The following is a 24257-nucleotide window of genomic DNA, read 5'->3' as shown; positions in this document are numbered from 1 at the left end:
CGCGGCACTAGGCTCTGTCCGGCAGGCGCGCCTCGTGGTGGATGGGCGCGTGCGAACCCGTGAGCGGTGCACCCGTGCCGCCCCGGCGCACCGCGACGATCTCCGCCGCGATGGACAGGGCGGTCTCCTCGGGGGTGCGGGCACCGAGGTCGAGGCCGATCGGAGAGTGCAGCCGGGACAGCTCGTGCTCCGTGACACCGACTTCACGCAGGCGCCGGTTGCGCTCCTCGTGAGTGCGGCGGGAGCCCATCGCGCCGACGTACGCGGCCGGCAGCCGCAGGGCCGTCTCCAGGAGCGGCACGTCGAACTTGGTGTCGTGGGTGAGGACGCACAGGACGGTCCGGTCGTCGGTCGTCGTGCCCCGCAGATAGCGGTGCGGCCAGTCGACCACCACGTCGTCGGCCTCGGGGAAGCGGGCCGGGGTGGCGAAGACCGGCCGGGCGTCGCACACGGTGACGTGGTAGCCGAGGAACGCGCCGGCCCGGACGAGCGCGGTGGCGAAGTCCACGGCACCGAAGACGATCATGCGGGGCGGGGGCAGGCTCGACTCCACGAACAGAGTGAGGCCGCCGGGGCAGTGCGAGCCGTCCTCGGCGATCTCGGCGGTGCCGTTGCGTCCGGTGTCCAGCAGGGCTCGGGCCTCGGCCGCCGCCGCGTGGCCGAGTTCCGGGCGGCCGCCGAGGTGTCCCTCGTACGATCCGTCGGCGCGTACGGTCAGGGCGCCGCCGAGCAGGTCGCCGGGGCCGCGGACCACCCGGGCGAGCGCCACCGCCTCCCGCCGGGTCGCGGCCGCTACCGCCTCCCGCAGCACCGGTGCGGCCTCCCGCACCGGTGCGATCAGGATGTCGATGACGCCCCCGCAGGTGAGCCCGGCCGCGAAGGCGTCCTCGTCGCTGTACCCGAAGCGCCGACGTACGGTCCGCCCGTCGCCCAGGGCCTGCTCGCAGAGTTCGTACACCTCTGCTTCCACGCAGCCCCCGGAGACGGAGCCCACGACGGCTCCCTCCCGGTCGACGGCCAGGGCGGCGCCGGGGCCGCGCGGCGCGCTGCCGTCGACGGACACGACCGTGGCGACGGCGAAGTCCCGGCCGTCCTCGAACCAGGGGTGCAGCCGGTCAGCGATCTCAAGCACCCGGGGTGTCCCCCGCCGCTCGCAGGACCCGGTCCGGCCGGATCGGCAGGTGCCTGTGGCGGACGCCGGTGGCGTGCCACACCGCGTTGGCGAGGGCGGCGGCGACTCCGACGACGCCGATCTCGCCGATGCCCTTGATGCCGACGGGGTCGCCAGGCACGTGGTCGTCCACCCAGTCCGCCTCGATGAGCGGCACGTCGGCGTGGGCGGCGACGTGGTAGCCGGCGAGGTCGGCGTTGACGTGACCGCCGGACGCCGCGTCGCGGACCGCCTCCTCGTGGAGCGCCATGGAAAGGCCCCACGTCATGCCGCCGATGAGCTGGCTGCGGGCGGTGAGCGGGTTGACGATGGTGCCCGCGGCGAAGATGCCCAGCAGCCTGCGTGCGCGTACCTCGCCGGTGGTGACGTCCACCGCGACCTCGGCGAACTGCGCGCCGAAGGAGTGCCGTTCCTGTTGCGGGAGGGCGCCGATGGCGTCGGCGGTGTCCGAGCGGGCGGTGATCCCCTCGGGCGGGATGGCGCCGCCCAGGGCCAGCCGTTCGCGCACATCGCTCGCCGCGAGCCGGACGGCCCAGCCCCAGGAGCGGGTGCCCGTCGAGCCGCCGGCGATCATCGCGTGGCCCAGGTCGCTGTCGCCGATGCGCACCCGGACGCGGTCCGGGCCGACCTGGAGCGCGTCGGCGGCGACGAGCGTCATGGCGGTACGGGCGCCGGTCCCGATGTCCGCCGCGTTGATCCGTACGGTGAAGGTGCCGTCGGCCTCGGCGGTCACGGCGGCCGTGGACCGGCCGACCCCGGAGGGGTAGGAGGCCGCGGCCGTGCCGGTGCCGAGCAGCCAGCGCCCTTCGCGGCGCTGGCCGGGGCGCGGGTCGCGGTCCGCCCAGCCGAACCTGCGGGCGCCCTCCTCGAAGCATGCGAGTACGTTGCGGCTGCTGAACGGCAGGCCCGACACGGGGCCCGTCGCGGGTTCGTTGCGGGCCCGCAGCGCGATCGGGTCCACACCGCACTTCTCGGCCAGTTCGTCCAGGGCCGATTCGATGGCGAAGGAGCCGGGCGCCTCTCCCGGGGCGCGCATCCAGGTGGGCGTCGGCACGTCCAGCCGGACGAGCCGGTGGCGGCTGCGGTGCGCGTCGGCGTCGTACATGACACGGCCCAGCACGGCGCTCGTCTCGACGAACTCGTGGACGGTCGAGGTGAGGTTCAGCGCGTCGTGGTCGAAGGCGCGCAGCCTGCCGTCGGTGTCGGCCGCCATCCTGACGCGCTGGGCCGTGGGGCTGCGGTACCCCACGAGCGAGAACATCTGACGCCGGGTCATGACGACGCGCACCGGCCGCTGGAGGACGGTGGTGGCCATGACTGCGGCGACCTGGTGGGCGCTCAGCCCCTTGGACCCGAAGGCGCCTCCGATGTGCTCGGACCGCACCCGCACCGAGGCGGGGTCCAGGGAGAAGAGCCGGGCGAGTTCGCCGGCCACCCAGCTGCTGCCCTGGTTGGAGTCGACGACGTCGAGCCGGCCGTCGTCCCAGCGGGCGGTCGCGGCGTGCGGCTCCATCGTGCAGTGGTGCTCCTCCGGCGTGGTGTACTCCTCGTCCACGACGAACGCGGCGCCCTCGAACCGCGCCTCCACATCCCCCTTCTCGGCGTCGGCCTGCACCATGTCCTCGGGACGGTAGGCGTCGTCGCGTCCGGCGCGGAACGCCACGTCGTGCGGCTCCTGCTCGTAGCTGACGGCCAGGGCCTCGGCCGCTTCCCTGGCCTGCTCGGACGTCTCGGCCACCACCAGGGCCACCGGCCAGCCGGCGAACGGCACCCGGTCGTGCTGGAAGAGCCCGACGACCGGGTTCGGCCGCCCCAGCATTCCCACGTAGTCGATGTCGACACGCGGCGCGTTCCCGTGGTGCAGCACGGCGAGGACGCCGGGCATGGCGAGGACCGGCTCGTCCGCCACGGCGGTGATCCGTCCCCGGGCCACCGTGGAGAGGACCAGCCAGCCGTGGGCGAGGCGGGCGAACGGGATCTCGCCGGCGTAGCGGGCGGCCCCGGTGACCTTGTCGCGGCCCTCCACCCGGGTGCGGCCCGAGCCGACGGCTCCGGTGGCGGCGCTCGTGCCGGTGGTCGTGGTCATCGGGCGGCCTCCTCGGCGAGTCGGGTGAGCACGGCCACGACGAGGTTGCGCATCAGCGTCACCTTGTAGCCGTTGCCGGGCAGCGGCTGCGCGGCGGCCAGTTCGGCGTCCGCTGCCGCGGCGAAGGCGTCCGCGTCGGCCGGGCCGCCGGTCAGCGCCCGCTCGGCGGCGCGGGCCCGCCACGGCCGGGAGGCGACCGCCCCGAACGCGAGCCGGACGTCGTGCACGGCTCCGTCGTGCACGTCGAGCGCGGCGGCGACCGAGCCGATCGCGAACGCGTACGAGGCGCGCTCGCGCGCCTTGCGGTAGTGGGAGTACGCGGCGGGTGCCGGCGGCAGCGTGACACCGGTGATCACGGCGCCGGCGGGGAGCGCGGTCTCGATGTGCGGGGTGTCGCCCACGGGTAGGTAGAACGCGTCGATCGGCAGGTCACCGGGCCCCTCGGCCGTCTCGTACGAGATGACCGCGTCGAACGCCGTGAGGGCGACCGCCATGTCGGAGGGGTGGGTGGCGACGCAGTGCTCGGACGCGCCGAGGACGGCGTGGTTGCGGTGTTCGCCCGCGATGGCGGGGCAACCGCTGCCGGGTGTCCGCTTGTTGCAGGGTTTGCTCAGGTCGGCGAAGTAGCCGCAGCGGGTGCGCTGGAGGAGGTTCCCGCCCACGGTCGCCATGTTGCGCAGCTGCCCGGACGCACCGGCGAGCAGCGCCTGCGCGAGGGCCGGGTAGTGGCGCCTTACATCGGGGTGGGCCGCCAGGTCGCTGTTGCTGACCGTCGCCCCGATGCGCAGCCCGCCTTCGGGGGTGGACTCGATGCCGTCGAGCGGGAGTTCCTGGACGTCGATGAGGAGGGTGGGACGCTCCACGCCCGCCTTCATCAGGTCGACGAGGTTGCTGCCGCCGCCGAGCAGCCGGGCGCCGGGGTCGCTGCAGAGGAGGGCGACCGCCCCGGCGACGTCGTGGGCCCGTTCGTAACCGAACTCCCTCATGCCACCGGCTCCTTGACCTCGTCCGCGGCGTTCTCGGCCGCTCGCGCGACCGCCTGCACGATCGACGCGTAGGCGCCGCAGCGGCACAGGTTGCCGCTCATCCGCTCACGGATCTCCTCCGTGCTGAGCGCGGGGGCCGCCGCTTCGGGCCGCAGGTCCTCGGTCACGGCACTGGGCCAGCCCGCGGCGTGCTCCTCGATGACCGCGAGGGCGGAGCAGATCTGCCCCGGTGTGCAGTACCCGCACTGGTAGCCGTCGAGATCCAGGAACGCCTGCTGCACGGGATGCAGCCGGTCGCCATCGGCCACGCCTTCGATGGTGGTGATCTCGCGCCCCTCGGCCGCCACGGCGAGCTGGAGGCACGCCACGGCCCGGCGGCCGTCGAGCAGCACGGTGCAGGCGCCGCACTGGCCCTGGTCGCAGCCCTTCTTGGTGCCCGTCAGGTCGAGATGCTCGCGTAAGGCGTCGAGCAGGGTGGTGCGGTGGTCGACGGGCAGCGTGTATTTTTCGCCGTTGATGCGCAGGGTGATGGCACTGGACGTCGATGGGGCCATGATCAGCCTTCTTTCGCATTGCTTGGACGCGTCGAACGAGACGGTTCCGGGAGACGAAGGGCGATGCGTGCGAGTGCAGGGCCAACGGGCACCGGTCGGCCATGTGGCCTGATCCGGCGCTATGGTGGAGCCAAGCGGACAGCTGTCCGCTTGGCTGTCGAACCTAACGGACAGCTGTCCGGTGAGCAAGGCCGTATCCGGCTGTGGCTCCGGAAGAGGAGGACGCGTGCGGGAAGCGAGGAGCACGCCCACGCGCCCGGACGCTCAGCGCAACCGCGAGCGCATCCTGTCCGTCGCGCTGACCGAGCTGACGCGCGACGCCGACGCCCCCGTCAGCATGATCGCGAAGAAGGCCGGCGTCGGCCAGGGCACCTTCTACCGCAACTTCCCGCACCGCGAGGCCCTTGTCCTGGAGGTCTACCGCTACGAGATGCAGCAGGTCGCCGACACGGCGGCCCAGTTGCTCCGCGACCGCCCCGCCGACCTCGCCCTGCGGGAGTGGATGGACCGGCTCGCCCAGTACGCCATGGCCAAGGCCGGCCTCGCGGACGCTCTGCGCGCCACGACGAGCGGACACGGCTCCCTGGCGCAGGTGGGCCACGGCCCGGTGACCGAGGCGATCACACTCCTCCTGGAGGCGAACGAGCGGGCGGGCGGCATCCGCCCCGGCGTGACCCCCGACGACTTCCTCCTCGCCATAGCGGGCCTGTGGCAGCTCGACCCCCGCAGCGACTGGCAGCCCCGCGCCGCCCGCCTCTTCGACCTCGTGATGGACGGGTTGCGGGCGGGGGCGGCGGGTTGAGGCGGTTGGAGAAGCGCGCCGCCGGGTGGACACGGCGGCGCCGGAGTCACTCCGTCAGGCCCGCCGCAAGGGTGGCGCCCAGTTCCCAGCATGCCTCGGTGTCGGCCTTGCCCGGCTCCCCCGTCACCTTGACCGCGTCCGCCGCCCGGCGCCAGCCGAGGCCCGTGGTGATGGTCTCGATGCCGCGCACGGCCCCGGTGACGTCGTTGCCGCCGTGCACGTAGTAGCCGAAGGGGCGGCTGCTCGTGGTGTCGAGGCACGGGTAGTAGATCTGATCGAAGAAGTGCTTCAGTGCCCCGGACATGTACCCGAGATTGGCCGGGGTACCGAGGAGCAGCCCATCGGCGGCGAGGACGTCGGAGGCCGTCGCGGCGAGTGCGGCGCGGCGCACGACGCGTACGCCTTCGATCTCGTCCGTCGTCGCACCGGAGACGACGGCCTCGAAGAGGGCCTGGCAGTTGGGCGAGGGTGTGTGATGCACGATCAGGAGAGTGGGCACAGCACCGAACCCTGCCGTCCCCGTTCCGCTGCCGCAAGCGGGGCACGCTCGTGGCACGCCTCGTCGGCCCCGGCTTCAGGAGCGGTGGCCGAAGAACTCGACCTCGGCGACCGCCACCCGCGGCCCTTGCCGGTGCCGAACGCGGAGTAGAGCGTGAGCCGGACGCGGACGGTCTGCGAGCCCCGTACGTCGAAGTTCTGCTGGCCCGCCTGGTCCGCCAGGCCCGCCTGGCCCGCGTGGCCCGCCTGGCCCGCCAGGCCCGCCTGGTCGCAAACGCCTCGGTCAGGGTGACGCCGGGGTCCGAGACGTTGTGGTCGGCCCGTTCCGGGCAGCGCTGCTGGACCAGGCGGCACCGGATGCTGACTCTTCGGGCAGCGGTGCGGCACGGACGACCGGGCGCCGTCGCACCGGCCGAAACCGGTCAGGACCGGTCAGGAATAGAGAAGCGGGGCCGGGCGGCCCTGCCTAGCATGATCTTCATGGACATCACCATTCACACCAGCTTCCTCCCGCACGACGACCCGGAGGAGGCGCTCGCGTTCTACCGCGACACTCTGGGCTTCGAGGTCCGCAACGACGTCGGCCAGGGCAAGATGCGCTGGATCACGGTCGGCCCCGCGGGCCAGCCCGGCACGTCCATCCTGCTGGCCCCGCCGGCCGCGGACCCCGGGGTCACCGACGACGAGCGCCGCACCATCACCGAGATGATGGCCAAGGGCACCTACGGCTGGATTCTGCTGGCCACCCGCGACCTGGACGCCACCTTCGAGAAGGTGCAGGCCGGTGACGCGGAGGTCGTGCAGGAGCCGACCGAGCAGCCCTACGGCATCCGCGACTGCGCGTTCCGCGACCCGGCGGGCAACCTGGTCCGCATCCAGGAACTGCGCTGATCCTTCGGCTCACCGGCCGGCGCCGAACCCCGTGGGCCCGCACCGGCCGGCCGGGCGCGGCTCAGGTGGTGAGCTCGACCCGGACCAGTGCGGCCGCCAGCCGGGGGAGGTCGTCGTCGCCGACGAGGGCGGCCAGTTTCTCCGGGGAGTGCGGCAGCCCGAGTCCGTCCGCGGCCCCCTGGGCCCGCTTGTCGAACGCCGGGCGCAGTTCGGGCCAGACGCCCTGCGCCTCGCGGCTGAAGATGTCGGCGCCCACGGGTCCGATCCGGGGGAACTCGCGCAGCAGTTCGCGCAGTTTCTCCGGGTCCGCGCCGGCTTCGTCGCGCAGCCGCCGCAGGTCCCCGTCGTACCGGTCGAGCACCAGCTGCGCGCCCTCGCCGAGCGCGGTGGCCGTGCTCTCGTCATAGCGGCGGTAGTGGGCGCGGCCCAGCGCGTCCACCCGGTCCTGCCAGGTGGCGCCGGCCATGCCCCGGGGCGTGCGCATCCCGGCGTCGAAGAGTTCGCGGGCCGCGGCCACCGCGATGCCGGCCTTGATGCGGACCGAGAAGAGCACGCAGAGCACCAGCAGCTGGTACAGGGGCATGGGCGTGTCCTTCAGCCGGATGCCGGCTTCCTCGGCGTACGTCTGCCCGTGCTCATCCAGCAGCTGTTTCACCGTCGTCGCTCTGGACATGGGGTTCCTCCGTCATGGTTCGGCTCTACGCGGTCAGCGCGTCGAGCAGGGTGCGGGCCCGACCGAGGGAGCGGGGCCGTGGCGGCTGGTGCCAGGGATTGCGTTCCAGGAGGCCGTCGGCGCCGCGCAGGGTCCAGCGGCGGGCGTCGAGATCCGGGTCCTCGATGTCCTCCCAGGCCAGTGGGGCCGCGACGGGTGCGCCGGGGCGGGCGCGGACCGCGTAGGGGGTGACGGCGGTCTGGGCGTACGCGTTGCGCTGGACGTCGAGGTAGAGGCGGTCCCCGCGGGCCTTCTTGCGGGCCTCGGTGGTGAAGCGGTCGGGCCGGCGGGCGACGAGGGCGTCGGCGGCCGCGCGGGCGAACGCCCGTACGTCGTCGAAGGCGTCCCGGCGGTCGAGTGCCACCACGACGTGCAGTCCGCGCGATCCCGTGGTCATGACCAGGGACGGCAGCTCCAGTTCGTCCAGCAGGCCGTGCAGGGCCAGGGCCGCTTCGCGTACCGGGGCGAAGTCGTCGCCGGGCGGGTCGAGGTCGAAGACCATCCGGTCCGGGTGGTGCGGCCGGCCGGCCCGGGAGAGGAAGCGGTGCGGGGTGACGCAAGCCTGGCCGGCGAGGTAGACCAGCGTCGCGGTGTCGTCGGCGATGGGGTAGGTGACGGTGCCGTCCTCCTTGGGGAGTTCGACGCGGTGGACCCAGTCGGGGAAGTGGTCGGGCACGTCCTTCTGCATGAAGCCGTGGCCGCCGATCCCGTCGGGGAAGCGTTCCAGCATCAGGGGCCGCTCACGCAGCTGGGGCAGCATGCGGCGGGCCACCGTGCGGTAGTACCCGGCGAGTTCGGCCTTGGTGATGCCGTCGTCGGGGAAGAGGACCTTGTCCGGGCGGCTGATCTCCGGTACGCGGCGGGTGCGTGCGGTCACGTCCGCTCACCGTCCCTTCGCGGCGCGCAGGCCCAGGGCCGTGGCGCCGGACACGGCACCCGCGGCGAGCAGCGCGGTGAGGGCCGGGTGCCGGGAGGCCCACAGTTGCGGGTCGCGCCGGTGGGACTCGTCGTCGAAGGTGCCGTGCGCCCCGTGGTCGGTCCCGTCGTCCACCGGATGCCAGAGGTTGTGCTCGCGGTGCTCGTCGCCGGCGTCCCCGGACTGCTGGGAGTCGAAGCCCGTACGTGCGAGGTAGCGGTCGAGGAGGCCCGGGGCGAACTTGTTGGCGACGAGCGTGGCGACCGTGCTGGAGCCCACGTAGAACTGCTTGCGGCCCGGGTGGTCGGCGGCGTACAGCACGGCGTCGGCGGCGACCTCCGGCTGGTAGATCGGCGGTACGGGCTGCGGGCGGCCGCGCATCCGGGACAGGACCCAGGAGAACTGCGGGGTGTTGACGGCCGGCATCTGGACCACGGTGACGCGGATGTTGCTGCCCTGGTGCATGAGTTCGGTGCGCAGGGACGAGGTGAAGCCGTTGATGGCGTGCTTGGCCCCGCAGTACGCGGACTGGAGGGGGATGGACCGTTCGCCCAGCGCCGAACCCACCTGGATGATCGTGCCGGCGTCGCGCGGGGTCATGTGTGTGAGGGCGGCCCGGGTGCCGTTGACGAACCCCAGGTACGTGACCTGCGTGACCCGCTCGTACTCCTCGGCCTTGATCTGGGTGAACGGCGCGAAGACCGAGGCGAAGCCGACGTTGACCCACACGTCGATCCGGCCGAAGGCGCGCACGGCCTCGTCCGCCGCGGCCTCCACCGCGTGGTGGTCGGACACGTCGGTGGGGACGGCCAGGGCGCGCCCGCCGCCCTCCTCCACCTCGCGGGCCGCCGCGGCGAGACCGGCCCGGCCCCGGGCCAGCAGGGCCACGTCGGCTCCGCGCGCCCCGAAGGCCCGGGCCACCGCCCGGCCGATTCCCGCGCTCGCTCCTGTGACGACGACGCTCTGGCTCACAGCTGTTCTCCTTCGGACGGGGCGGGTGCGGCGAGACGGACGGAGGTTTCGAGCATCAGCGCGTGGACGAATGCCTGCGGGACGTTGCCGCGCAGCTGCCGCTGGCCGATGTCGTACTCCTCGGTGAACAGGCCCGGGGGCCCGCAGGCCGCCCGGTTGCGCTCGAACCAGCGCACCGCCTCCCACTCGTTGCCCTGCTGGTGCTCGGCGAGCGCCATCACGTAGCCGCACAGCAGGAACGCGCCCTCGGCCTGGTCCAGGGGGCGTTCGTCGTGCCGGAAGCGGTAGGCGTAGTGGTCCTGGGTCAGCTCGGCGCGGTACGCGTCGAGCGTGCGGACGGTTCGCGGGTCCAAGGCGCTGATTCCGCCCCGGATGGGGGGCATCAGCAGGGCGGCGTCCAGCCCCGGGTCGTCGGGCGCGCGCTGCCAGCGTCCGGTCGGGTGGGTGCTGGTGGCGGCCGTTTCGGCGACCAGGGTGTCCGCGAGCCCGGCCCAGGAGGCGGCCTGGGCGCAGCGGAGGCTCCCGGCCAGGGCGCGCAGGCCGGCGGCGCAGATGAGCTTGCTGTGCGTCCAGGCGCGGTTGTCCAGCTCCCAGATTCCCGCGTCCGGTTCGCCGTGGCGCCGGGCGATGGCTGCCACCGCGATGTCCGCCGCCCGCCGGCCGTCGGGGCCGAGCCGGTCCGCCCGGGCCGCCGCGGCGAACAGGAGCAGCGCCTCGCCGAACGCGTCGAGCTGGAACTGCCGGTTGACGTGGTTGCCGATCCGGTCGTGGCCTCCCGGGTAGCCGGGGAGGGACAGGGACTCCTGGTCGGGGACGGGTCCGCCGGTCACGGTGTAGGCGGGCGCCAGGCGGGGGCCGTCCTCGTGCAGGCGTGCGGTGACGAACCGTACGGCGTCGTCGGTCAGTTGCTGGGCCCCCGCTGCCGCGGCCGCCTGCCCGGCGTAGCACTGGTCGCGGATCCACACGTACCGGTAGTCGTAGTTGCGGCCGGCCTCGGCGCGCTCGGGGAGGCTGGTGGTGGCGGCCGCGACCATGCCGCCGGAGGCGCTGGTGAGGCCGCGCAGCACGGTGTGGGAGTGGCGGGCGTCGTCGGGGGCGAGGCAGTCGGGCAGTGGCTGGGCGGCGCGGGCCCAGGCGTCCTGCGTGGCCTGCCAGGCCCGGTCCGCGTCCACCGGCTCGCCGGGTGCGGTCTCGGACAGTTCGAGGATCAGGTCGTGGTGCCCGCCCGCGGGCACGGTCAGCTCCGCCGCCATGCCCGTGGTGCGGTGGCCGTCGCGGGCGGGGTGCGCCGCGTCGGCTCCGGTCCAGCGCCAGTGCAGGGGGCCGGTGCGCCCGCGCCACACTCCGGGCCGCTCGCGCCGCACGTCCCGCGCCCGGTGCGCGCCGTACTCCGCGTGCGGCTCCAGGCGTACGGTGATCCGGGCGTCCCCCTCCACCGCGCAGATGCGGCGCAGCAGGACGGCGCGCCGCGCGTCGCCCGGGAAGGCCAGGGCCTCGCGGCACTCGATGACGCCGGAGGCGGTGACCCAGCGGTTGCGCCAGATCAGCGTGCCGGGTTCGTAGTAGCCGCCCCAGACGAAGCGGTCCGTGGGGGTGACGGTGTAGTGGCCGGGGCCTCCGATGAGGGCGGAGAAGACCGCGCCGGAGTCCCAGCGCGGCGCGCACAGCCAGGCGATGTCGCCCTGGGGGCCGACGAGCGCGCCCCGCTCCCCGTCGGCGATGAGGGCGTACTCGCGCAGCACGTGGGGCGGCGGGTTGTCGTACGGCAGGTGCGGGCGGGTCATGCGCCTCCTCGTAGGGTCCGGGCGGTCACCGGACGCGGTAGCGTTCCGCGGCGTCGGACCGCAGCTCCAGGCCGAGCCCGGGGGCGCCGGACGCGCCGGGGCGTACGGTGCCCCCGGCCGGGTCCAGTACCCCGTCGAAGAAGAACTCCTCGATGCGGACGTGGTCGTGGAACCACTCCAGGTGGCGCAGGTTGGGCACGGCCGCGGCGGCGTGGGCGTGGGCGTGCGGGGCGCAGTGTCCGGAGAGGTGGAGTCCGGCGGCCTCGGCGAGGGCGGCGGCGCGCAGCCAGACGGTGATGCCGCCGCAGCGGGTGGCGTCCGCCTGGAGGCAGTCCACGGCGCCGGCGGTGGTCAGCTGCCAGAAGTGGGGCAGTGCGTAGCCGTATTCGCCGGCCGCGACGTCGGCCGTGGTGGCCGCTCTGATGTGGGCGAGGCCGGTCGGGTCGTCGGACGAGACGGGCTCCTCGAACCAGGTCACACCATGGTCCTCGAACCTTCGGGCCACGCGGACGGCCTGTTTGCGGGTGTAGGCGCCGTTGGCGTCGACGTACAGCTCGGTGCCGTCCCCGATGCTGCGGCGGGCGCGTGCGATCCGGTGCAGGTCGCGGGCTTCCTCCCGGCCCCAGGACTCGCCGATCTTGATCTTGACGCGGGGGATGCCCTGGGTCTGCGCCCAGCCGCGCAGCTGCCGGTCCTGCCGCTCGTCGTCGTACGGGGTGAAGCCGCCGCTGCCGTAGACGGGGACCTCCTGGGCGCTCGCCCCGAGCAGGCGGGTGAGGGGCAGTTCCAGGAGGCGGGCCTTCAGGTCCCAGAGCGCGATGTCCACGGCGGACAGGGCCTGGGCGACGAGGCCGGGGCGCCCGGCGTTGCGGACGGCCCGGCTCATCGCCTCGTTGGCGGCGGGTACGTCCCAGGCGCTGCGCCCCCGGACCACTGCGGCGAGCAGCTGGTCGACGGCCGCGGCGGTGGCGGGGGCCCCGTAGGTGTAGCCGAGGCCGCTCGTGCCGCCCGAGCCCACCCTGACCAGGACGAGTGTGGTCTCGTCCCAGGCCAGGGTGCCGTCGCCCTCCGGGGCGTCGGTGGGCACGGTGTAGACGGCGGTCTCCACCCGGTCGATCAGGGGTGCGTCCGCTTCGCCCGGGCGGGGGTTCACTTGCCCGAGGGCCCTTCGTTCCCGGAGTCCCGGTGGTGGCCGGGCAGCATCTCCTGGACCTTGGCCTTGAACCCCTGGCGCAGCACGGCACCGCGGTCGCTGTCGCCCTTGATGAGGGAGAGGGCGGCCCCCTCGATCTGGTCGAGACTGGCGTGCGGCGGGATCGGCGGGACGGCGGGGTCGGTCCGGAAGTCGATGACGAAGGGCCGGTCGCAGGCGAGGGCCCGGTGCCAGGCGTCCTCGACCTCGTCGGGCTTCTCGACGCGTACGCCGTCCAGGCCGACCGAGCGGGCGAAGTCCGCGTAGCGCACGTCGGGCAGGGACTGGGAGGGCAGGAACTGCGGGGCGCCCGACATGGCGCGCATCTCCCAGGTGACTTGGTTGAGGTCCTCGTTGTTGAGGACCGCCACGACGAGGCGCGGGTTCTCCCACTCGTGCCAGTACTTGGCGATGGTGATGAGTTCGGCCATGCCGTTCATCTGCATCGCGCCGTCACCCACGATGGCGATGGCCGGCCGCTCGGGGTGGGCGAACTTGGCGCCGATGACGTACGGCACGCCGGGGCCCATGGTGGCCAGCGTCCCGGAGAGCGAACCGCGCATCGCGCTCCGGAAGCGCAGGTGCCGGGCGTACCAGTTGGCGGCGGAACCGGAGTCGGCCGCGACCATCGCGTCGTCCGGCAGGAGGGCGTCGAGGGCGTGCACGACGTACTCGGGGTTGACCGGGTCGGCCTCCACGGCGGCGCGCCGCTGCATGACCTCCCACCACTTGGCGGTGTCCTTCTCGATCTTCTTCCGCCAGGAGCCGTGCTTCTTCCGCTTGAGCCGAGGCAGCAGGGCGTCGAGGGTGGCGCGTGCGTCACCGATGAGGTTGACCTCGAACGGGTAGCGCAATCCGATCATGAACGGGTCGATGTCGATCTGCACCGCACGCGCCTGGTCGAATTCGGGCAGGAACTGGCTGTACGGGAAGCTGGAGCCGACCACGAGCAGGGTGTCGCAGTCCTGCATCAGCTCGTAACTGGGGCGGGTGCCGAGCAGCCCGATGGAACCGGTCACGTACGGCAGGTCGTCGGACAGGACGTCCTTGCCGAGCAGCGCCTTGGCGACGCCCGCGCCGAGCACCTCGGCCAGCCGCTCGACCTCGGCGCGAGCGCCCCGGGCGCCCTGACCGATCAGGATCGCGACCTTCTCCCCCGCGTTCAGCACCTCGGCGGCCCGCGCGAGGTCGTCCTCGGCGGGGACCGGCGCGGACGTGCTCGCGCCGAGGCTGGAGGGGACCATCTTGAACGCGTGGGTGGGCGGCGAGTAGTCCAGTTCCTGGACGTCCGCCGGGATGATCACGGCGGTCACGGTCCGCTTGGCGTACGCGGTCCGCATGGCCCGGTCGATGACGTTGGGCAGCTGTTCGGGGACGGTGACCATCTCGCAGAACTCGGAGGCGACGTCCTTGTAGAGGCTCAGCAGGTCCACCTCCTGCTGGTAGGAGCCGCCCATGGCACTGCGGTTGGTCTGGCCCACGATCGCGACGACGGGTACGTGGTCCAGCTTCGCGTCGTACAGCCCGTTGAGCAGGTGGATCGCTCCGGGGCCCGAGGTGGCGGCGCAGACCCCGGCCTTGCCGGAGAACTTCGCGTAGCCGACCGCCTCGAAGGCGGCCATCTCCTCGTGCCGGGCCTGGACGAACTTCGGCTTGTTCTCGGCCCGCCCCCAGGCGGCGAGCAGACCGTTGATCCCGTCGCCCGCGTAGGCGAAGACGTGGTCGACGTCCCACTCGCGCAGGCGCTGCAGAACGTAGTCGGAGACCTTGGTCGCCATGATTTCTACTCCTATCGGTGGTGCGTCGTGCGTCGGTTCCGGCGCAGGGTGGCGTATGCGGCCGTGCCGAGCGCGGTGAGTGCGGTGAGCGCGGCGCCCGTCACCAGCCGGCTCGCGGCCGGGGCCGGGCGGGAGGGGCGGGCGGTGGCCTTCTCGGGGTGGTCGGCGGGCAGCGGCCCGTCGAGGCCGAGCGCGAGCGCTTCGGCCAGGTGCACGGCGCGTCGGCCGGTCGCGCCCTGCTCGATCTGAGTACGGCAGCTGAAGCCGTCGGCCACCACCAGGGCGTCAGGTGCGGCGCCCCGGACGGCGGGCAGGACGCCCTGTTCGCCGATGTCCATGGACAGGTCGTAGTGGCCGCGTTCGAAGCCGAAGTTGCCGGCGAGCCCGCAGCAGCCCTCGTCCAGCACCTCGGCGTCGAGCCCGGCTCGGCGCATGAGTTCGCGGTCCGCGTCGAACTTGGTGACGGCGTGCTGGTGGCAGTGGGTCTGCACGGTGGCCTGCCGGGTCAGGACGGGCGGCCGCCAGTCGTCGGGGGCGTCGTTCACCAGAAGTTCGGCGAAGGTGCGGAACTGTCCGGCGAGGCGCTGGATGTCCTGGTCGTGCGGCATCAGCTCCGGGGCGTCGGAGCGGAAGACGGCCGTGCAGGACGGTTCCAGGCCGACGATCGGGGTGCCCGCCTCGATCCACGGCCGCAGCACCTCGACGGTGCGGCGCAGCACCTTCTTCGCGGTGGCGGGCTGGCCGGTGGAGATCCAGGTGAGCCCGCAGCACACGGCCTTCTCCGGAACGGCGACCCGGAAGCCGGCGTCCTCCAGCACCCGGACCGCGGACCTGGCGATGCCGGGGTGGAAGAAGGTCGTGAAGGTGTCCGGCCACAGCACCACGGTCCGGGCGTCGGCCGGGTCGGGGTCAGGGGCGCCGCGGGCCCGCCACCACTGGACGAACGATTCCTCGGCGAAGGCGGGCGGCTGCCGCTCGGCGGCGACTCCGGCGAGGCGCTTGGCGACGCGCCGGGCGCCGGGCGCGTCGAGCGCCGCGTTGACCAGGCGCGGGGCGAGGCGGGAGAGCTGGGCCCACAGGGGCAGCCAGCCCAGCGAGTAGTGCGCCGCGGGGCGCGGCCGCCCGGCGTAGTGGTGGGCCAGGAACTCGGACTTGTAGGTGGCCATGTCGACGCCCACGGGGCAGTCGGACTTGCAGCCCTTGCAAGCGAGGCAGAGGTCGAGGGCGTCGCGTACCTCGGTGGAGCGCCAGCCGTCGGTGACGGGTGTGTCCCGGTGGCCGCCCAGCATCTCGAAGAGCAGCCGGGCCCTCCCCCGGGTGGAGTGCTCCTCCTCGCCCGTCGCTCGGTAGGACGGGCACATCACGCCGCCGCTGTGGGAGCGGCAGTTGCCGATGCCGACACAGCGCATCACGGCCCGGTTGAAGGAGCCCTCGTCCTTTGGGTACTGGAAGTGCGTCGCGTCGGTGCGGGGTCGCCAGAGCGGCCCGAGCCTCAGGTTCTCGTCCGCGCGGTACGGGTCGACGACCTTGCCCGGGTTCATCCGGTTGTCCGGGTCCAGGAGCGCCTTGACCTCGCCGAACGCGGCGACGAGCCGGTCACCGAACATGCGGGGCAGCAGTTCGGCGCGGGACTGGCCGTCCCCGTGCTCGCCCGAGAGCGAGCCCCCGTGCGCGACGACGAGGTCGGCGGCGCGGAACAGGAACTTCCGGAAGGTCGCCACGCCCTCGGCGGTCTTCAGCTCGAAGGGGATGCGGGTGTGTACGCAGCCCTGGCCGAAGTGGCCGTACAGGGAGGGGTGGTCGTAGCCGAACTCGGCGAAGAGCTCCTTCAGACCGCGCAGGTAGTCGCCGAGCCGCTCGGGCGGGACGGCGGAGTCCTCCCAGCCCTCCCAGGTCTCGCGCCCGTCCGGCGGCCGCGCGGTCACCCCGAGCCCGGCCTCGCGCGCCTTGAGCATCCTGCGCTCGCGCGGCGGGTCGTCCGAGAACGTCACCGTGGGGTCGTCCTCGTCGCGCCCGAGCGCCTTGAGCAGGTCGCGCGCCTGACGGTCCACCTCCTGCTGGGTGTCCCCGCTGAACTGGAGCAGCAGCCAGCTCTCGCCCTCGGGGAAGGTCTTCAGGGAGGCGACGTGGCTGTCCTCCTCGCGCATCAGCTGCGCCATCCGGCCGTCCATCGCCTCCAGCTGGGTCGGCCGGCTGCGTTCCAGCAGGCGCGGCACGTCGTCGGCCGCGGCGCAGATGTCGGGGTAGCCGAGGACGAGCATCGCCTCGTGGGGCGGGACGGGGACCAGGTCGAGTTCGGCGCGCAGGACGGTGACGAGGGTGCCCTCACTGCCGACGAGGGCCCGGGCCACGTCGAAGCCCTTCTCCGGCAGGAGCGAATCGAGGTTGTAGCCGGAGACCCGGCGCGGGATGGCGGGGAAGCCCTGGCGGACGTCGGCGAGGTGCGCGTCGATGATCCGGCGCAGTCCCCGGTACACCTCCGCGCGGCGCCCGCCGCCGTCGATGATCCGGGTGAACTCGTCGTCGGGCGTGGGCCCGACCCAGCAGCGCAGCCCGTCGTAGGTGAGGACCTCCAGCCGCCGTACGTTGTCGACGGTCTTGCCGTACGCCTGGGCCGATGCGCCGCACGAGTTGTTGCCGATCATGCCGCCCAGGGAGCAGTGGCTGTGCGTCGAGGGCTTCGGGCCGAACCTGAGCCGGCGGTCCGCGAGCTGCCGGTTCAGTTCGTCCAGCACGATGCCGGGCTCCACCACACAGGTCCGCGCGGACTCGTCCACGGACACCAGGCGGTGGCAGTACTTCGTCCAGTCGATGACGACGGCGGCGTTGGTGCACTGGCCGGCGAGGCTGGTGCCGCCGCCCCGGGACAGCACCGGGACGCCGTGCCGCGCGCAGACCGCGACCGCTTCGGCGCCGGCGTCGACCGTGCGGGGCACGACGACACCGATCGGCACCTGCCGGTAGTTCGAGCCGTCGGTCGCGTAGGCGCCCCGGCTGCCCCCGTCGAAGCGGATCTCGCCGTCGACCCGCCGGTCCAGCTCGCGCCGGAGGGAGGCGAGGTCCGGCGCCGCCGCCGTGCCCGGACCGTGCTGCCCGTCCGCCGGGGCGTTCCCTCCCGTGACCATCCGTTTCCTCCTCGTCGTCGTCCGGCCGGGGAACCCGGGCGGGCCCAGCCTCGTACGAACCCGGTACCCGAAGTCGGCACCTTCACCTGTCCGCAGTGCGGCGACTGCCCCGAACAGCCCTGTGGACCCCTGCGGCAGGGTGCGGCGGCCGCCGCCGCGTCACCCGAGCGCGCGGCCCGGTGGGCGTACGCCCGTCGGCGGTGCCATGTTTCGGACGTGGCCCCCCGGCAACCCGGGTGTATGCCCGGGGACCGGGTCCTACGGGCCGAAAACGAGTACGAGGAGGAGAGCGCCATGCCGGCAGGATCGAGCCCCAAGCGCGAGCGTCAGTACGAGCACGTGAAGGACAGCGCGGAGAAGCGCGGCACGTCCGAGAAGCGTGCCAAGGAGATCGCCGCCCGCACCGTCAACAAGGAGCGCGCCCGCACCGGGGAGTCCAGGACGGCGAGCAAGACGTCCACGCGCGACCCCAAGTCGGCCTCCCAGCGCGGCGGCGAGCGCTCGCACAAGGGCGCGCAGGGCCGCACGAAGGACCAGCTGTACGAAGAGGCGAAGAAGAAGAACATCGAGGGCCGTTCCACGATGAACAAGGAGCAGCTCCTGAAGGCCGTGAGCCGCTGAACCGCCGGGGCGTGCGGCCGTCGCACCGCAGTGGGGGTGCGACGGCCGGGAGGGAGGGAGAGCCGGCATGGACAACACCGGAAGCACGACGGACGAAGGAGACGACGGCGGGGAGGATGTGCGCTCCGGGCGGGACGAGACGACCGAGGAGCGGGCGGACCGCCGCTGGACGGAACTGCTCCAGGAGCTGCGGGTGGCGCAGACCGGGGTCCAGATCCTCTTCGGGTTTTTGCTCGCGGTGGTCTTCCAGCCCCGCTTCACCACCCTGTCGGAAACGGACCGCGGCATCTACGTCGTCACCGTGCTCCTGGGTTCGGCGACGGCGGCCGCGCTGATCGGGCCGGTCTCCTACCACCGGCTGCTCACCGGGCGCCATCTGAAGCCGGAGACGGTGGTGTGGGCGTCGCGGCTCACGTTGTTCGGGCTCGTGCTGCTGTTCTGCACGATGTGTTCGGCGCTGCTGCTCATCATGCGGGTGGCGCTGCACAACACGCTGGCCCTGTGGCTGGTGGGCGGGATGGCCCTGTGGTCGTTCGTCTGCTGGTTCGTCTTCCCCGCCTGGGCACTCGTCAGGTCGTCCTCCTCGTCCCCCGGTGCGGACTCGGACCGCGGGAAGTAGCACTCCAGCGCGCGCATCGGTGTTCCCCGGCTTCCGGGCCGGGGAACACCGGTGCGCGTACGCGTGTCACATGGCGCGCAGGGCGGGCAGCAGCTTCTCCTCGGCCCAGTCGATGAACGGCTTCTGATGGCCGCCGCCGATCTGCACGAGGGCGACCTCGGTGAACCCCGCCTCCACGAACGGGCGCACCGCCTCGACGAACTGCCCGACGTCGTCACCGCAGGGCACCGACTCGGCGATGTCCTCGGGCCGGACGTACTGGGTGGCCTGGTCGAACGCGGCCGGGTTCGGCAGCTCCGAGTTCACCTTCCAGCCGCCGACCGACCAGCGGAACTGGTCGTGCGCCCGCTTCACCGCCGCATCCCGGTCGGTGTCGTAGCAGACGGGCAGCTGGCCGACGCTCGGCTTTCCGCCGCCGCCGTGCCGTTCGAATCCGGTGAGCAGCTCCGCCTTGGGCTCCGTGGCGATGACGAGGTCCGCCAGCCGGCCCGCGATCTCGCACGAGCGGTCTCCCGAGACGGCTACACCGAGGGGCACGGCCACCTCGGGCACGTCCCAGAGCTTGGCGTTGTCCACGTCGAAGTGGGTGCCGTGGTGGGTGACGGGTCCGCCGGCGAGGAGCGCTTTGATGATCTCCACCGCCTCTTCCAGCTTCTCCAGCCGCACCCGGGCGTCCGGCCAGCCCTTGCCCACGACGTGCTCGTTGAGGCTTTCGCCGGACCCGAGCCCGAGCCTGAACCTCCCCTCCGAGAGCAGTTGCAGCGTCGCGGCCTTCTGGGCCACCACGGCGGGGTGGTAGCGGGTCGTCGGACAGGTCACGTACGTCATCAGCGGGATGCGCGACGTGGCCTGGGCGGCCGCCCCCAGCACGCTCCAGGCGTACGGGGCATGTCCCTGGGACGCCAGCCAGGGGAAGTAGTGGTCGGAGGTCACGGAGAAGTCGAAGCCGGCCTGCTCGGCCGCCACGACGTCCTCGACCAGTGCCCGCGGTCCCGACTGCTCGGTCATCATCGTGTATCCGAATTGCACCATATAGGATGGGTTACCGTTCCGTGGCGGTCGAAACGTCCGGCGAAGGAGCCATCCGGGACACGTTTCCTCGGCGGTGGACGCGGAACCCGGGAGGGGACGATCCGACACGGAAGCGAGGAACAAGATGGCTGTCGCGACGTACTGCCTGGTCGCCCTCGACTGCCCCGACCCCGAGGCACTCGCCACCTTTTACCAGAAGGTCCTGGGCGGCGAGGTGAAGCGGGAGCACGACCGCTGGTACGACCTCTACGTGCCGGGCGGCGCACGCCTCGCCTTTCAGCTCGCCCCCGACTACCGGCCCCCCGAGTGGCCCCGGGGCGACCGGAACTCGCAGCAGGAACACCTCGACTTCAAGGTGACCGACATGGAGTCGGCCCAGCGCGAGGTGATCGCGCTGGGGGCGAAACCGCTCGATCTGGACGACCGGAACGGCGAGCGCGGCTTCCGCGTCTTCGCGGACCCGGTGGGGCACCCGTTCTGCCTGTGCCGCAGTTGAGTCCTACGTCCGCGTGCGGGCGATGACGCTCGAGTCGAGACGGGCCAGGAGGTCGGCCGGACCCCGGTAGACCTCCACGGCCCCGGCCGACTCCAGGTCCGCCCGGGGGATTCCGCCCGACAGGAGGCCCACGGCGGCCACCGAGGCCCGGGTCGCCGCCTCCATGTCCCAGACGGAGTCCCCCACGTACACGGTCTCCTCGCTGGTGGCCCCGGCGATCTCCATGGCGTGGCGGATGGGCGCCGGAGCGGGCTTGCCCTCGTCCACGTCGTCGGAACTGGCGGTGCCGGCGATGACGTCGTCGGCGTCGAGCGCCCGGCGCAGGGCCTGGAGCTCGGGGCCGGACGCGGAGGTGGCCAGGACGACCGTCCAGCCCTGCCCGGCCACAGCGCGCAGCAGGTCCGCCGCTCCTTCCAGCGGGGGCAGGCGCTCGAAGTACGTGGCGTACAGGGCGGAGTGCGTGGCACTGATCCCCGCGTCCTGGTCCCGGTCCCGGCCGGGGCCCAGCAGATGGTCGATGAGGTCGTCGGAGCCGAGGCCGACAGCCCGGTGGATCGCGGGCATCGCCACGGTGTGGCCGGCCTGCCGGAACGCCTCCCACCACGAGGTGACATGCAGGTAGTTGGTGTCGACCAGGGTTCCGTCCACATCGAACAGGGCGGCGCGCGTCATCGGGGTCCTTTCGGTTCTGCGTGAGCTGCCGGCATCAGAGCGCGATCTCTTCGGCCGCGCTCACCCGGGCACCCATGTTGCGTTCCGTCATCCGCAGGGCGGCGTCGGCGAGGTCGGCGTAGATGTGGGCCACTCCGTCCCGCGCAATCGTCAGGTCCATATGGCGGATGTGCGCGTCGAGCGCCGAGTAGAGGATGCACTGCTCCGTCACCTGGCCGGTCAGGACGAGGTGGTCGACGCCCAGTTGGTGGAGCAGATACGGCAGGGGGGTTTCGTAGAAGATCGAGTGCCGGGCCTTCACCACGAAGAGCGAGTCGTCGTCCGGCCGCAGCGGTTCGACCAGGTCGGGGCGGACGCCGGCCATGGCCGCGTCGACGATCTCGCCGTGGTGGGAGCGCCAGTCACCGAAGTTGTCGTTGACGTAGATCACATGCGTCCCGCTCCGGCGGGCCGCCTCCAGCATGCGCGTGATGACCGGGACGGCCCGCTCGGCGGAGGGGAGGAGCTGTTCGGCGTCCTTGTGGTCGTAGGGGTTGATCATGTCGATGACGATCAGCGCCTTGCGTGACATGACTTTCATGGTGGCATCCGTCCGGTTTCATGGCGAACTGTCGTCCCGCGCGGGTCCGGCACACGCTTCACCATAGGAACCGATGGCCGGGCCCCGCCCCGGACACCGTCTGCGTCGCGTCCTCGTACAGCGGGCAGCCGCGGCAGCCGGCCGCCGCGCCCCGCAGTGCCGCCACCTTCTCGCGGGCCGGGACGTAGGGGAGGGCGCCGTCCGTACGTTCCGGGGCGGCGCTCATCAGCTCCACCGGCTGCCGGCCAGCGGGGCGGTCGCCTCGCCCTCCCCGCTGACGACGCCGTGCAGGAAGGCGTTCAGCGCCTCGGAGGCCGAGTACCGCGGCCGCCAGCCCAGCTCCTCGCGGGCCCGCGCGCAGTCCATGACCGGAAGCCGCAGCACGGCGTCGAAGAGGTGCGGCGACGCCGGGACCGCCCGCGCGTGCCAGGCCGTCGCCAGCGCACCGCGCACCAGCGGCACGGGCGCGCGCACCACGCGGGCGTCGAGGAGTTCCCCGAGCGCGCGGGCGTCGGTGACGGTGTCGGCGGCCAGGTTGAAGGGGCCGCGCACGTCACCCAGCACGGCGAGCCGGTATGCCTCGGCCGCGTCGTCCGTGTGCAGCACCTGAAACCTCAGCCCCTCCAGGTCGGGTACGAACGGCAGCAGGTCCGGGCGGAGCAGCACTCCGGGGAGGTACTTGCCGCCGAAGATGCGCCGCTGTTCGGGGGCCGCCGTCTCCTTGAACAGGAAGCCGGGCCTCATCCGCGCCACCCGGATCTGCGGGTGGCGCAGCTCGAAGGTGTCGAGGACCCGCTCCAGGTACGCCTTCTCCCGGCAGTAGGCGGCATCGGGCCACCCGTGGGTCGGCCACTGCTCGTCGACCCCCGGCTCCCGCTTCGGGCCGGGCGAGTAGGCGCCCACCGACGAGGCGTGGACCAGGGACGGCACGCCCGCCGTGCGCACCGCGTCGAAGACCCGCAGGGAGCCCTCGACGTTGCTCCGCCAGGTGACGACGGGATCGTGCGTCGGCTGGAAGCGCCAGGCGAGGTGGACGACGGCGTCCGCGCCCGCCAGCAGGGAGGCGAGCGTCCTCGCGCTGTCGGGGCGGGAGAGATCGACCCTGCCCCATTCCACGCCGGGCAGGGTGAGGTCGGGCAGCCGCCGGGCCAGGCCCAGGACCGAGTCCACCTCCGGGTCCTGCGACAGGGCCCGGACGAGGCTGGTTCCCACGTTCCCGGTCGCGCCCGTGACCACGACGCGCAGTCCTTGCGATGCGCTCACCATTACTCCTTCCGTACGTCGCCCCCCGGGTCTTCTGCGGCTGGGCGCCGGCTCAGGGCCGCAGGAGTGTCTTGACCATGCCGTCGGCCTTCGCCTGGAAGGTGGCGTACGCCTCCGGGGCGTCCTCCAGTGGCAGGTGGTGCGTGGCGAAGCCGTCCACGCCCAGCGGGTCGTCGTCGCCGAGCAGCGGCAGGATGTCGGGCACCCAGCGCTTGACGTTCGCCTGGCCCATCCGCAGCTGGATCTGCTTGTCGAACAGGGTGAGCAGGGGCAGCGGGTCGGCCGCGCCCCCGTACACACCGGACACCGAGATCGTGCCGCCCCGGCGCACCACGTCGATCGCGGTGAAGAGGGCGGTGAGGCGGTCGATGCCCGCGCGTTCCATCAGCTTGCGGGCAGCCGCGTCGGGGAGGAGTCCGGTGGCCCACTGGCCCGCCTTGCCGAGCGGTGCGCCGTGGGCCTCCATGCCGACGGCGTCGATGACCGCGTCGGTGCCACGGCCGTCCGTGAGGTCCCGGACCGCCTGCGGCAGGTCCTTCCCGTAACGGCCCAGGTCCAGCACCTGGACGCCACGCGCCGCCGCGCGGGCGAGGCGTTCGTGGACGAGGTCCACGCCGATGACGAGGCCCGCGCCCCGGTGCAGGGCGATCCTGGCCGCCATGTCGCCGATCGGCCCGAGGCCGAGGACGGTGACGCTGCCGCCGGGCGGGATGTCGGCGTACTCGACGGCCTGCCAGGCGGTGGGCAGGACGTCGGAGAGGTAGACGAAGCGGTCGTCCTGCGGGCCTTCGGGCACCTTGATGGGCAGGGTGTTGCCGAAGGGGACCCACATCAGCTCGGCCTGTCCGCCGGGCACCTGCCCGTAGAGCTTGGTGTATCCGAAGAGCGAGGCCCCGGTGCCGTACTCCTTCACCTGAGTGGTCTCGCACTGCGAGTGCAGGCCCTTCTCACACATGAAGCAGGTACCGCAGGAGACGTTGAACGGGATCACGACCCGGTCACCCGGTGCCACGGCGGTCACCTCGGGGCCCGTGACCTCCACGATGCCCATCGCCTCGTGCCCCAGGATGTCCCCGGCGTCGAGGTAGGGGCCGAGCACTTCGTACAGGTGGAGGTCCGATCCACAGACCCCCGTCGAGGTGACGCGGACGATGATGTCGGTCGGGTCCTGGATGACCGGGTCGGGAACGGTCTCGACGCGGACATCGCGCTTTCCTTGCCAGGTCAGTGCACGCATTGGGTCATCTCCTCGCTGTGCGGTGACGGCTGCGCCGCCGGTTCAGTGGCCGGCCGTGCGCCGCGTGGCGCCGGCGTCGGTCCGGGCGGCCCGCCCGGCGGCTTCCCGCCGGCGTCCCCGCGCCTTCAGGCCCTCGTCGCCCAGCGCGGCGCCGTCCGACTTGAGTTTCGCCGCCCTGGCCCTCAGGGCCAGGGCACGGACGATTTCGGCACGCCTTCCCATGTTTCCCCTGTTCCTCCCGATAGTCCGGCTTCGTCCTGTGCGGCTCAC

General features: G+C 72.8%; 23 protein-coding genes and 1 pseudogene. 5 read left to right on the top strand and 19 right to left on the bottom strand.

Going from position 1 to position 24257, the window contains the following annotated elements; translation table 11 throughout:
- Positions 1-7: 7 nt before the first annotated feature.
- The 4 genes from E6R18_RS27245 to E6R18_RS27230 are packed head-to-tail and all read right to left on the bottom strand — an operon-like array spanning position 8 to position 4797.
- On the bottom strand, positions 8-1132 hold the full coding sequence (locus tag E6R18_RS27245) for an XdhC/CoxI family protein (RefSeq protein ID WP_136319543.1): 1125 nt from the start codon (positions 1130-1132) through the stop codon (positions 8-10).
- Positions 1125-3257: a xanthine dehydrogenase family protein molybdopterin-binding subunit gene (locus tag E6R18_RS27240; protein ID WP_136319542.1), complete on the bottom strand. Its 2133-nt coding sequence runs from the start codon at positions 3255-3257 to the stop codon at positions 1125-1127. Before E6R18_RS27240 ends, E6R18_RS27245 begins: the two co-directional genes overlap by 8 nt.
- Positions 3254-4243, bottom strand: coding sequence for a xanthine dehydrogenase family protein subunit M (locus E6R18_RS27235; protein ID WP_136319541.1), 990 nt, complete (start codon positions 4241-4243; stop codon positions 3254-3256). The genes E6R18_RS27240 and E6R18_RS27235 overlap by 4 nt, the downstream gene beginning before the upstream one ends.
- The gene (locus E6R18_RS27230) at positions 4240-4797 is read right to left on the bottom strand and encodes a 2Fe-2S iron-sulfur cluster-binding protein (protein WP_136319540.1); all 558 of its coding nucleotides are present in this window, start codon (positions 4795-4797) and stop codon (positions 4240-4242) included. The genes E6R18_RS27235 and E6R18_RS27230 overlap by 4 nt, the downstream gene beginning before the upstream one ends.
- Before the next feature lie 226 nt (positions 4798-5023).
- Here E6R18_RS27230 and E6R18_RS27225 point away from each other — a divergent pair, with 226 nt between their 5' ends.
- The gene (locus E6R18_RS27225) at positions 5024-5599 is read left to right on the top strand and encodes a TetR/AcrR family transcriptional regulator (RefSeq protein WP_206308438.1); all 576 of its coding nucleotides are present in this window, start codon (positions 5024-5026) and stop codon (positions 5597-5599) included.
- Between the two features lie 46 nt (positions 5600-5645).
- Here E6R18_RS27225 and E6R18_RS27220 read toward each other — a convergent pair whose 3' ends face one another.
- The gene (locus tag E6R18_RS27220; RefSeq protein WP_136319538.1) at positions 5646-6098 is read right to left on the bottom strand and encodes an NAD(P)H-dependent oxidoreductase; all 453 of its coding nucleotides are present in this window, start codon (positions 6096-6098) and stop codon (positions 5646-5648) included.
- Between the two features lie 479 nt (positions 6099-6577).
- Here E6R18_RS27220 and E6R18_RS27215 point away from each other — a divergent pair, with 479 nt between their 5' ends.
- Positions 6578-6988 (top strand): VOC family protein, encoded by a 411-nt coding sequence (locus E6R18_RS27215; RefSeq protein ID WP_136319537.1) that lies wholly within the window; start codon positions 6578-6580, stop codon positions 6986-6988.
- A gap of 61 nt (positions 6989-7049) precedes the next feature.
- Here the strand turns inward: E6R18_RS27215 and E6R18_RS27210 are convergent, their stop codons facing one another.
- From E6R18_RS27210 to E6R18_RS27180, 7 genes are read right to left on the bottom strand one after another with little or no spacing between them, the layout of a single operon-like run.
- On the bottom strand, positions 7050-7661 hold the full coding sequence (locus E6R18_RS27210; protein ID WP_136319536.1) for an endonuclease: 612 nt from the start codon (positions 7659-7661) through the stop codon (positions 7050-7052).
- A gap of 25 nt (positions 7662-7686) precedes the next feature.
- Positions 7687-8577 carry a non-homologous end-joining DNA ligase gene (ligD, locus tag E6R18_RS27205; protein ID WP_136319535.1) on the bottom strand — a complete coding sequence of 297 codons (891 nt, stop codon included), beginning with the start codon at positions 8575-8577 and terminating at the stop codon, positions 7687-7689.
- A gap of 6 nt (positions 8578-8583) precedes the next feature.
- The gene (locus E6R18_RS27200; protein WP_136319534.1) at positions 8584-9588 is read right to left on the bottom strand and encodes an SDR family oxidoreductase; all 1005 of its coding nucleotides are present in this window, start codon (positions 9586-9588) and stop codon (positions 8584-8586) included.
- The gene (locus tag E6R18_RS27195; protein WP_136319533.1) at positions 9585-11372 is read right to left on the bottom strand and encodes a glycoside hydrolase family 15 protein; all 1788 of its coding nucleotides are present in this window, start codon (positions 11370-11372) and stop codon (positions 9585-9587) included. Before E6R18_RS27195 ends, E6R18_RS27200 begins: the two co-directional genes overlap by 4 nt.
- A 25-nt stretch (positions 11373-11397) precedes the next feature.
- The gene (locus tag E6R18_RS27190) at positions 11398-12525 is read right to left on the bottom strand and encodes an enolase C-terminal domain-like protein (protein WP_240799867.1); all 1128 of its coding nucleotides are present in this window, start codon (positions 12523-12525) and stop codon (positions 11398-11400) included.
- The gene (locus tag E6R18_RS27185) at positions 12522-14342 is read right to left on the bottom strand and encodes a thiamine pyrophosphate-requiring protein (protein WP_136319532.1); all 1821 of its coding nucleotides are present in this window, start codon (positions 14340-14342) and stop codon (positions 12522-12524) included. The genes E6R18_RS27190 and E6R18_RS27185 overlap by 4 nt, the downstream gene beginning before the upstream one ends.
- An 11-nt stretch (positions 14343-14353) precedes the next feature.
- Positions 14354-17467, bottom strand: a complete 3114-nt coding sequence (locus E6R18_RS27180) for an FAD-binding and (Fe-S)-binding domain-containing protein (protein WP_136319531.1) — start codon at positions 17465-17467, stop codon at positions 14354-14356.
- 294 nt (positions 17468-17761) lie between these two features.
- Between E6R18_RS27180 and E6R18_RS27175 the strand changes: the two genes are divergently transcribed.
- Both E6R18_RS27175 and E6R18_RS27170 read left to right on the top strand, forming a co-directional pair.
- Positions 17762-18088, top strand: a complete 327-nt coding sequence (locus E6R18_RS27175) for a plasmid stabilization protein (protein ID WP_136319530.1) — start codon at positions 17762-17764, stop codon at positions 18086-18088.
- Positions 18089-18155: 67 nt separating this feature from the next.
- Positions 18156-18707 (top strand): DUF6328 family protein, encoded by a 552-nt coding sequence (locus E6R18_RS27170; RefSeq protein ID WP_136319529.1) that lies wholly within the window; start codon positions 18156-18158, stop codon positions 18705-18707.
- Between the two features lie 66 nt (positions 18708-18773).
- On the opposite strand, the gene E6R18_RS27165 is transcribed toward E6R18_RS27170, so the two are convergent.
- Complete coding sequence (locus E6R18_RS27165) at positions 18774-19739, bottom strand: LLM class F420-dependent oxidoreductase (protein ID WP_136319528.1); 966 nt, start codon at positions 19737-19739, stop codon at positions 18774-18776.
- A gap of 124 nt (positions 19740-19863) precedes the next feature.
- Between E6R18_RS27165 and E6R18_RS27160 the strand changes: the two genes are divergently transcribed.
- Positions 19864-20235: a VOC family protein gene (locus E6R18_RS27160; protein ID WP_136319527.1), complete on the top strand. Its 372-nt coding sequence runs from the start codon at positions 19864-19866 to the stop codon at positions 20233-20235.
- A 3-nt stretch (positions 20236-20238) separates the two neighbouring features.
- Here E6R18_RS27160 and E6R18_RS27155 read toward each other — a convergent pair whose 3' ends face one another.
- The 6 genes and pseudogenes from E6R18_RS27155 to E6R18_RS27130 form a co-directional block, all read right to left on the bottom strand.
- A complete protein-coding gene (locus E6R18_RS27155; RefSeq protein WP_136319526.1) occupies positions 20239-20907 on the bottom strand; it encodes an HAD family hydrolase in 669 nt (222 codons plus the stop codon).
- Positions 20908-20941: 34 nt separating this feature from the next.
- Positions 20942-21478 (bottom strand): isochorismatase family cysteine hydrolase, encoded by a 537-nt coding sequence (locus E6R18_RS27150; protein ID WP_136319525.1) that lies wholly within the window; start codon positions 21476-21478, stop codon positions 20942-20944.
- A gap of 91 nt (positions 21479-21569) precedes the next feature.
- Positions 21570-21713: pseudogene (locus tag E6R18_RS27145) on the bottom strand (uracil-DNA glycosylase); the annotation flags it as partial.
- Positions 21713-22753, bottom strand: coding sequence for an NAD-dependent epimerase/dehydratase family protein (locus E6R18_RS27140; RefSeq protein WP_136319524.1), 1041 nt, complete (start codon positions 22751-22753; stop codon positions 21713-21715). The gene E6R18_RS27140 and the pseudogene E6R18_RS27145, both read right to left, overlap by 1 nt.
- 49 nt (positions 22754-22802) lie before the next feature.
- A complete protein-coding gene (locus tag E6R18_RS27135) occupies positions 22803-23987 on the bottom strand; it encodes an alcohol dehydrogenase catalytic domain-containing protein (protein ID WP_136319523.1) in 1185 nt (394 codons plus the stop codon).
- Between the two features lie 42 nt (positions 23988-24029).
- Positions 24030-24209 (bottom strand): hypothetical protein, encoded by a 180-nt coding sequence (locus E6R18_RS27130; protein ID WP_136319522.1) that lies wholly within the window; start codon positions 24207-24209, stop codon positions 24030-24032.
- Positions 24210-24257 lie beyond the last annotated feature (48 nt).

Origin of the sequence: Streptomyces sp. A1277 (genome assembly GCF_004795015.1) — a bacterium.
Classification (GTDB): domain Bacteria; phylum Actinomycetota; class Actinomycetes; order Streptomycetales; family Streptomycetaceae; genus Streptomyces.
This window is presented reverse-complemented; position numbering and strand designations above follow the sequence as displayed.

What these genes read in the sequence shown, in the direction of transcription:
- E6R18_RS27240 (WP_136319542.1), bottom strand. Translation starts at nt 3,257, where the DNA reads ATGACCACGACCACCGGCACGAGCGCCGCCACCGGAGCCGTCGGCTCG.
- E6R18_RS27235 (WP_136319541.1), bottom strand. Translation starts at nt 4,243, where the DNA reads ATGAGGGAGTTCGGTTACGAACGGGCCCACGACGTCGCCGGGGCGGTC.
- E6R18_RS27230 (WP_136319540.1), bottom strand. Translation starts at nt 4,797, where the DNA reads ATGGCCCCATCGACGTCCAGTGCCATCACCCTGCGCATCAACGGCGAA.
- E6R18_RS27215 (WP_136319537.1), top strand. Translation starts at nt 6,578, where the DNA reads ATGGACATCACCATTCACACCAGCTTCCTCCCGCACGACGACCCGGAG.
- E6R18_RS27210 (WP_136319536.1), bottom strand. Translation starts at nt 7,661, where the DNA reads ATGTCCAGAGCGACGACGGTGAAACAGCTGCTGGATGAGCACGGGCAG.
- E6R18_RS27195 (WP_136319533.1), bottom strand. Translation starts at nt 11,372, where the DNA reads ATGACCCGCCCGCACCTGCCGTACGACAACCCGCCGCCCCACGTGCTG.
- E6R18_RS27185 (WP_136319532.1), bottom strand. Translation starts at nt 14,342, where the DNA reads ATGGCGACCAAGGTCTCCGACTACGTTCTGCAGCGCCTGCGCGAGTGG.
- E6R18_RS27180 (WP_136319531.1), bottom strand. Translation starts at nt 17,467, where the DNA reads ATGGTCACGGGAGGGAACGCCCCGGCGGACGGGCAGCACGGTCCGGGC.
- E6R18_RS27175 (WP_136319530.1), top strand. Translation starts at nt 17,762, where the DNA reads ATGCCGGCAGGATCGAGCCCCAAGCGCGAGCGTCAGTACGAGCACGTG.
- E6R18_RS27170 (WP_136319529.1), top strand. Translation starts at nt 18,156, where the DNA reads ATGGACAACACCGGAAGCACGACGGACGAAGGAGACGACGGCGGGGAG.
- E6R18_RS27165 (WP_136319528.1), bottom strand. Translation starts at nt 19,739, where the DNA reads ATGGTGCAATTCGGATACACGATGATGACCGAGCAGTCGGGACCGCGG.
- E6R18_RS27160 (WP_136319527.1), top strand. Translation starts at nt 19,864, where the DNA reads ATGGCTGTCGCGACGTACTGCCTGGTCGCCCTCGACTGCCCCGACCCC.
- E6R18_RS27155 (WP_136319526.1), bottom strand. Translation starts at nt 20,907, where the DNA reads ATGACGCGCGCCGCCCTGTTCGATGTGGACGGAACCCTGGTCGACACC.
- E6R18_RS27150 (WP_136319525.1), bottom strand. Translation starts at nt 21,478, where the DNA reads ATGTCACGCAAGGCGCTGATCGTCATCGACATGATCAACCCCTACGAC.
- E6R18_RS27140 (WP_136319524.1), bottom strand. Translation starts at nt 22,753, where the DNA reads ATGGTGAGCGCATCGCAAGGACTGCGCGTCGTGGTCACGGGCGCGACC.
- E6R18_RS27135 (WP_136319523.1), bottom strand. Translation starts at nt 23,987, where the DNA reads ATGCGTGCACTGACCTGGCAAGGAAAGCGCGATGTCCGCGTCGAGACC.
- E6R18_RS27130 (WP_136319522.1), bottom strand. Translation starts at nt 24,209, where the DNA reads ATGGGAAGGCGTGCCGAAATCGTCCGTGCCCTGGCCCTGAGGGCCAGG.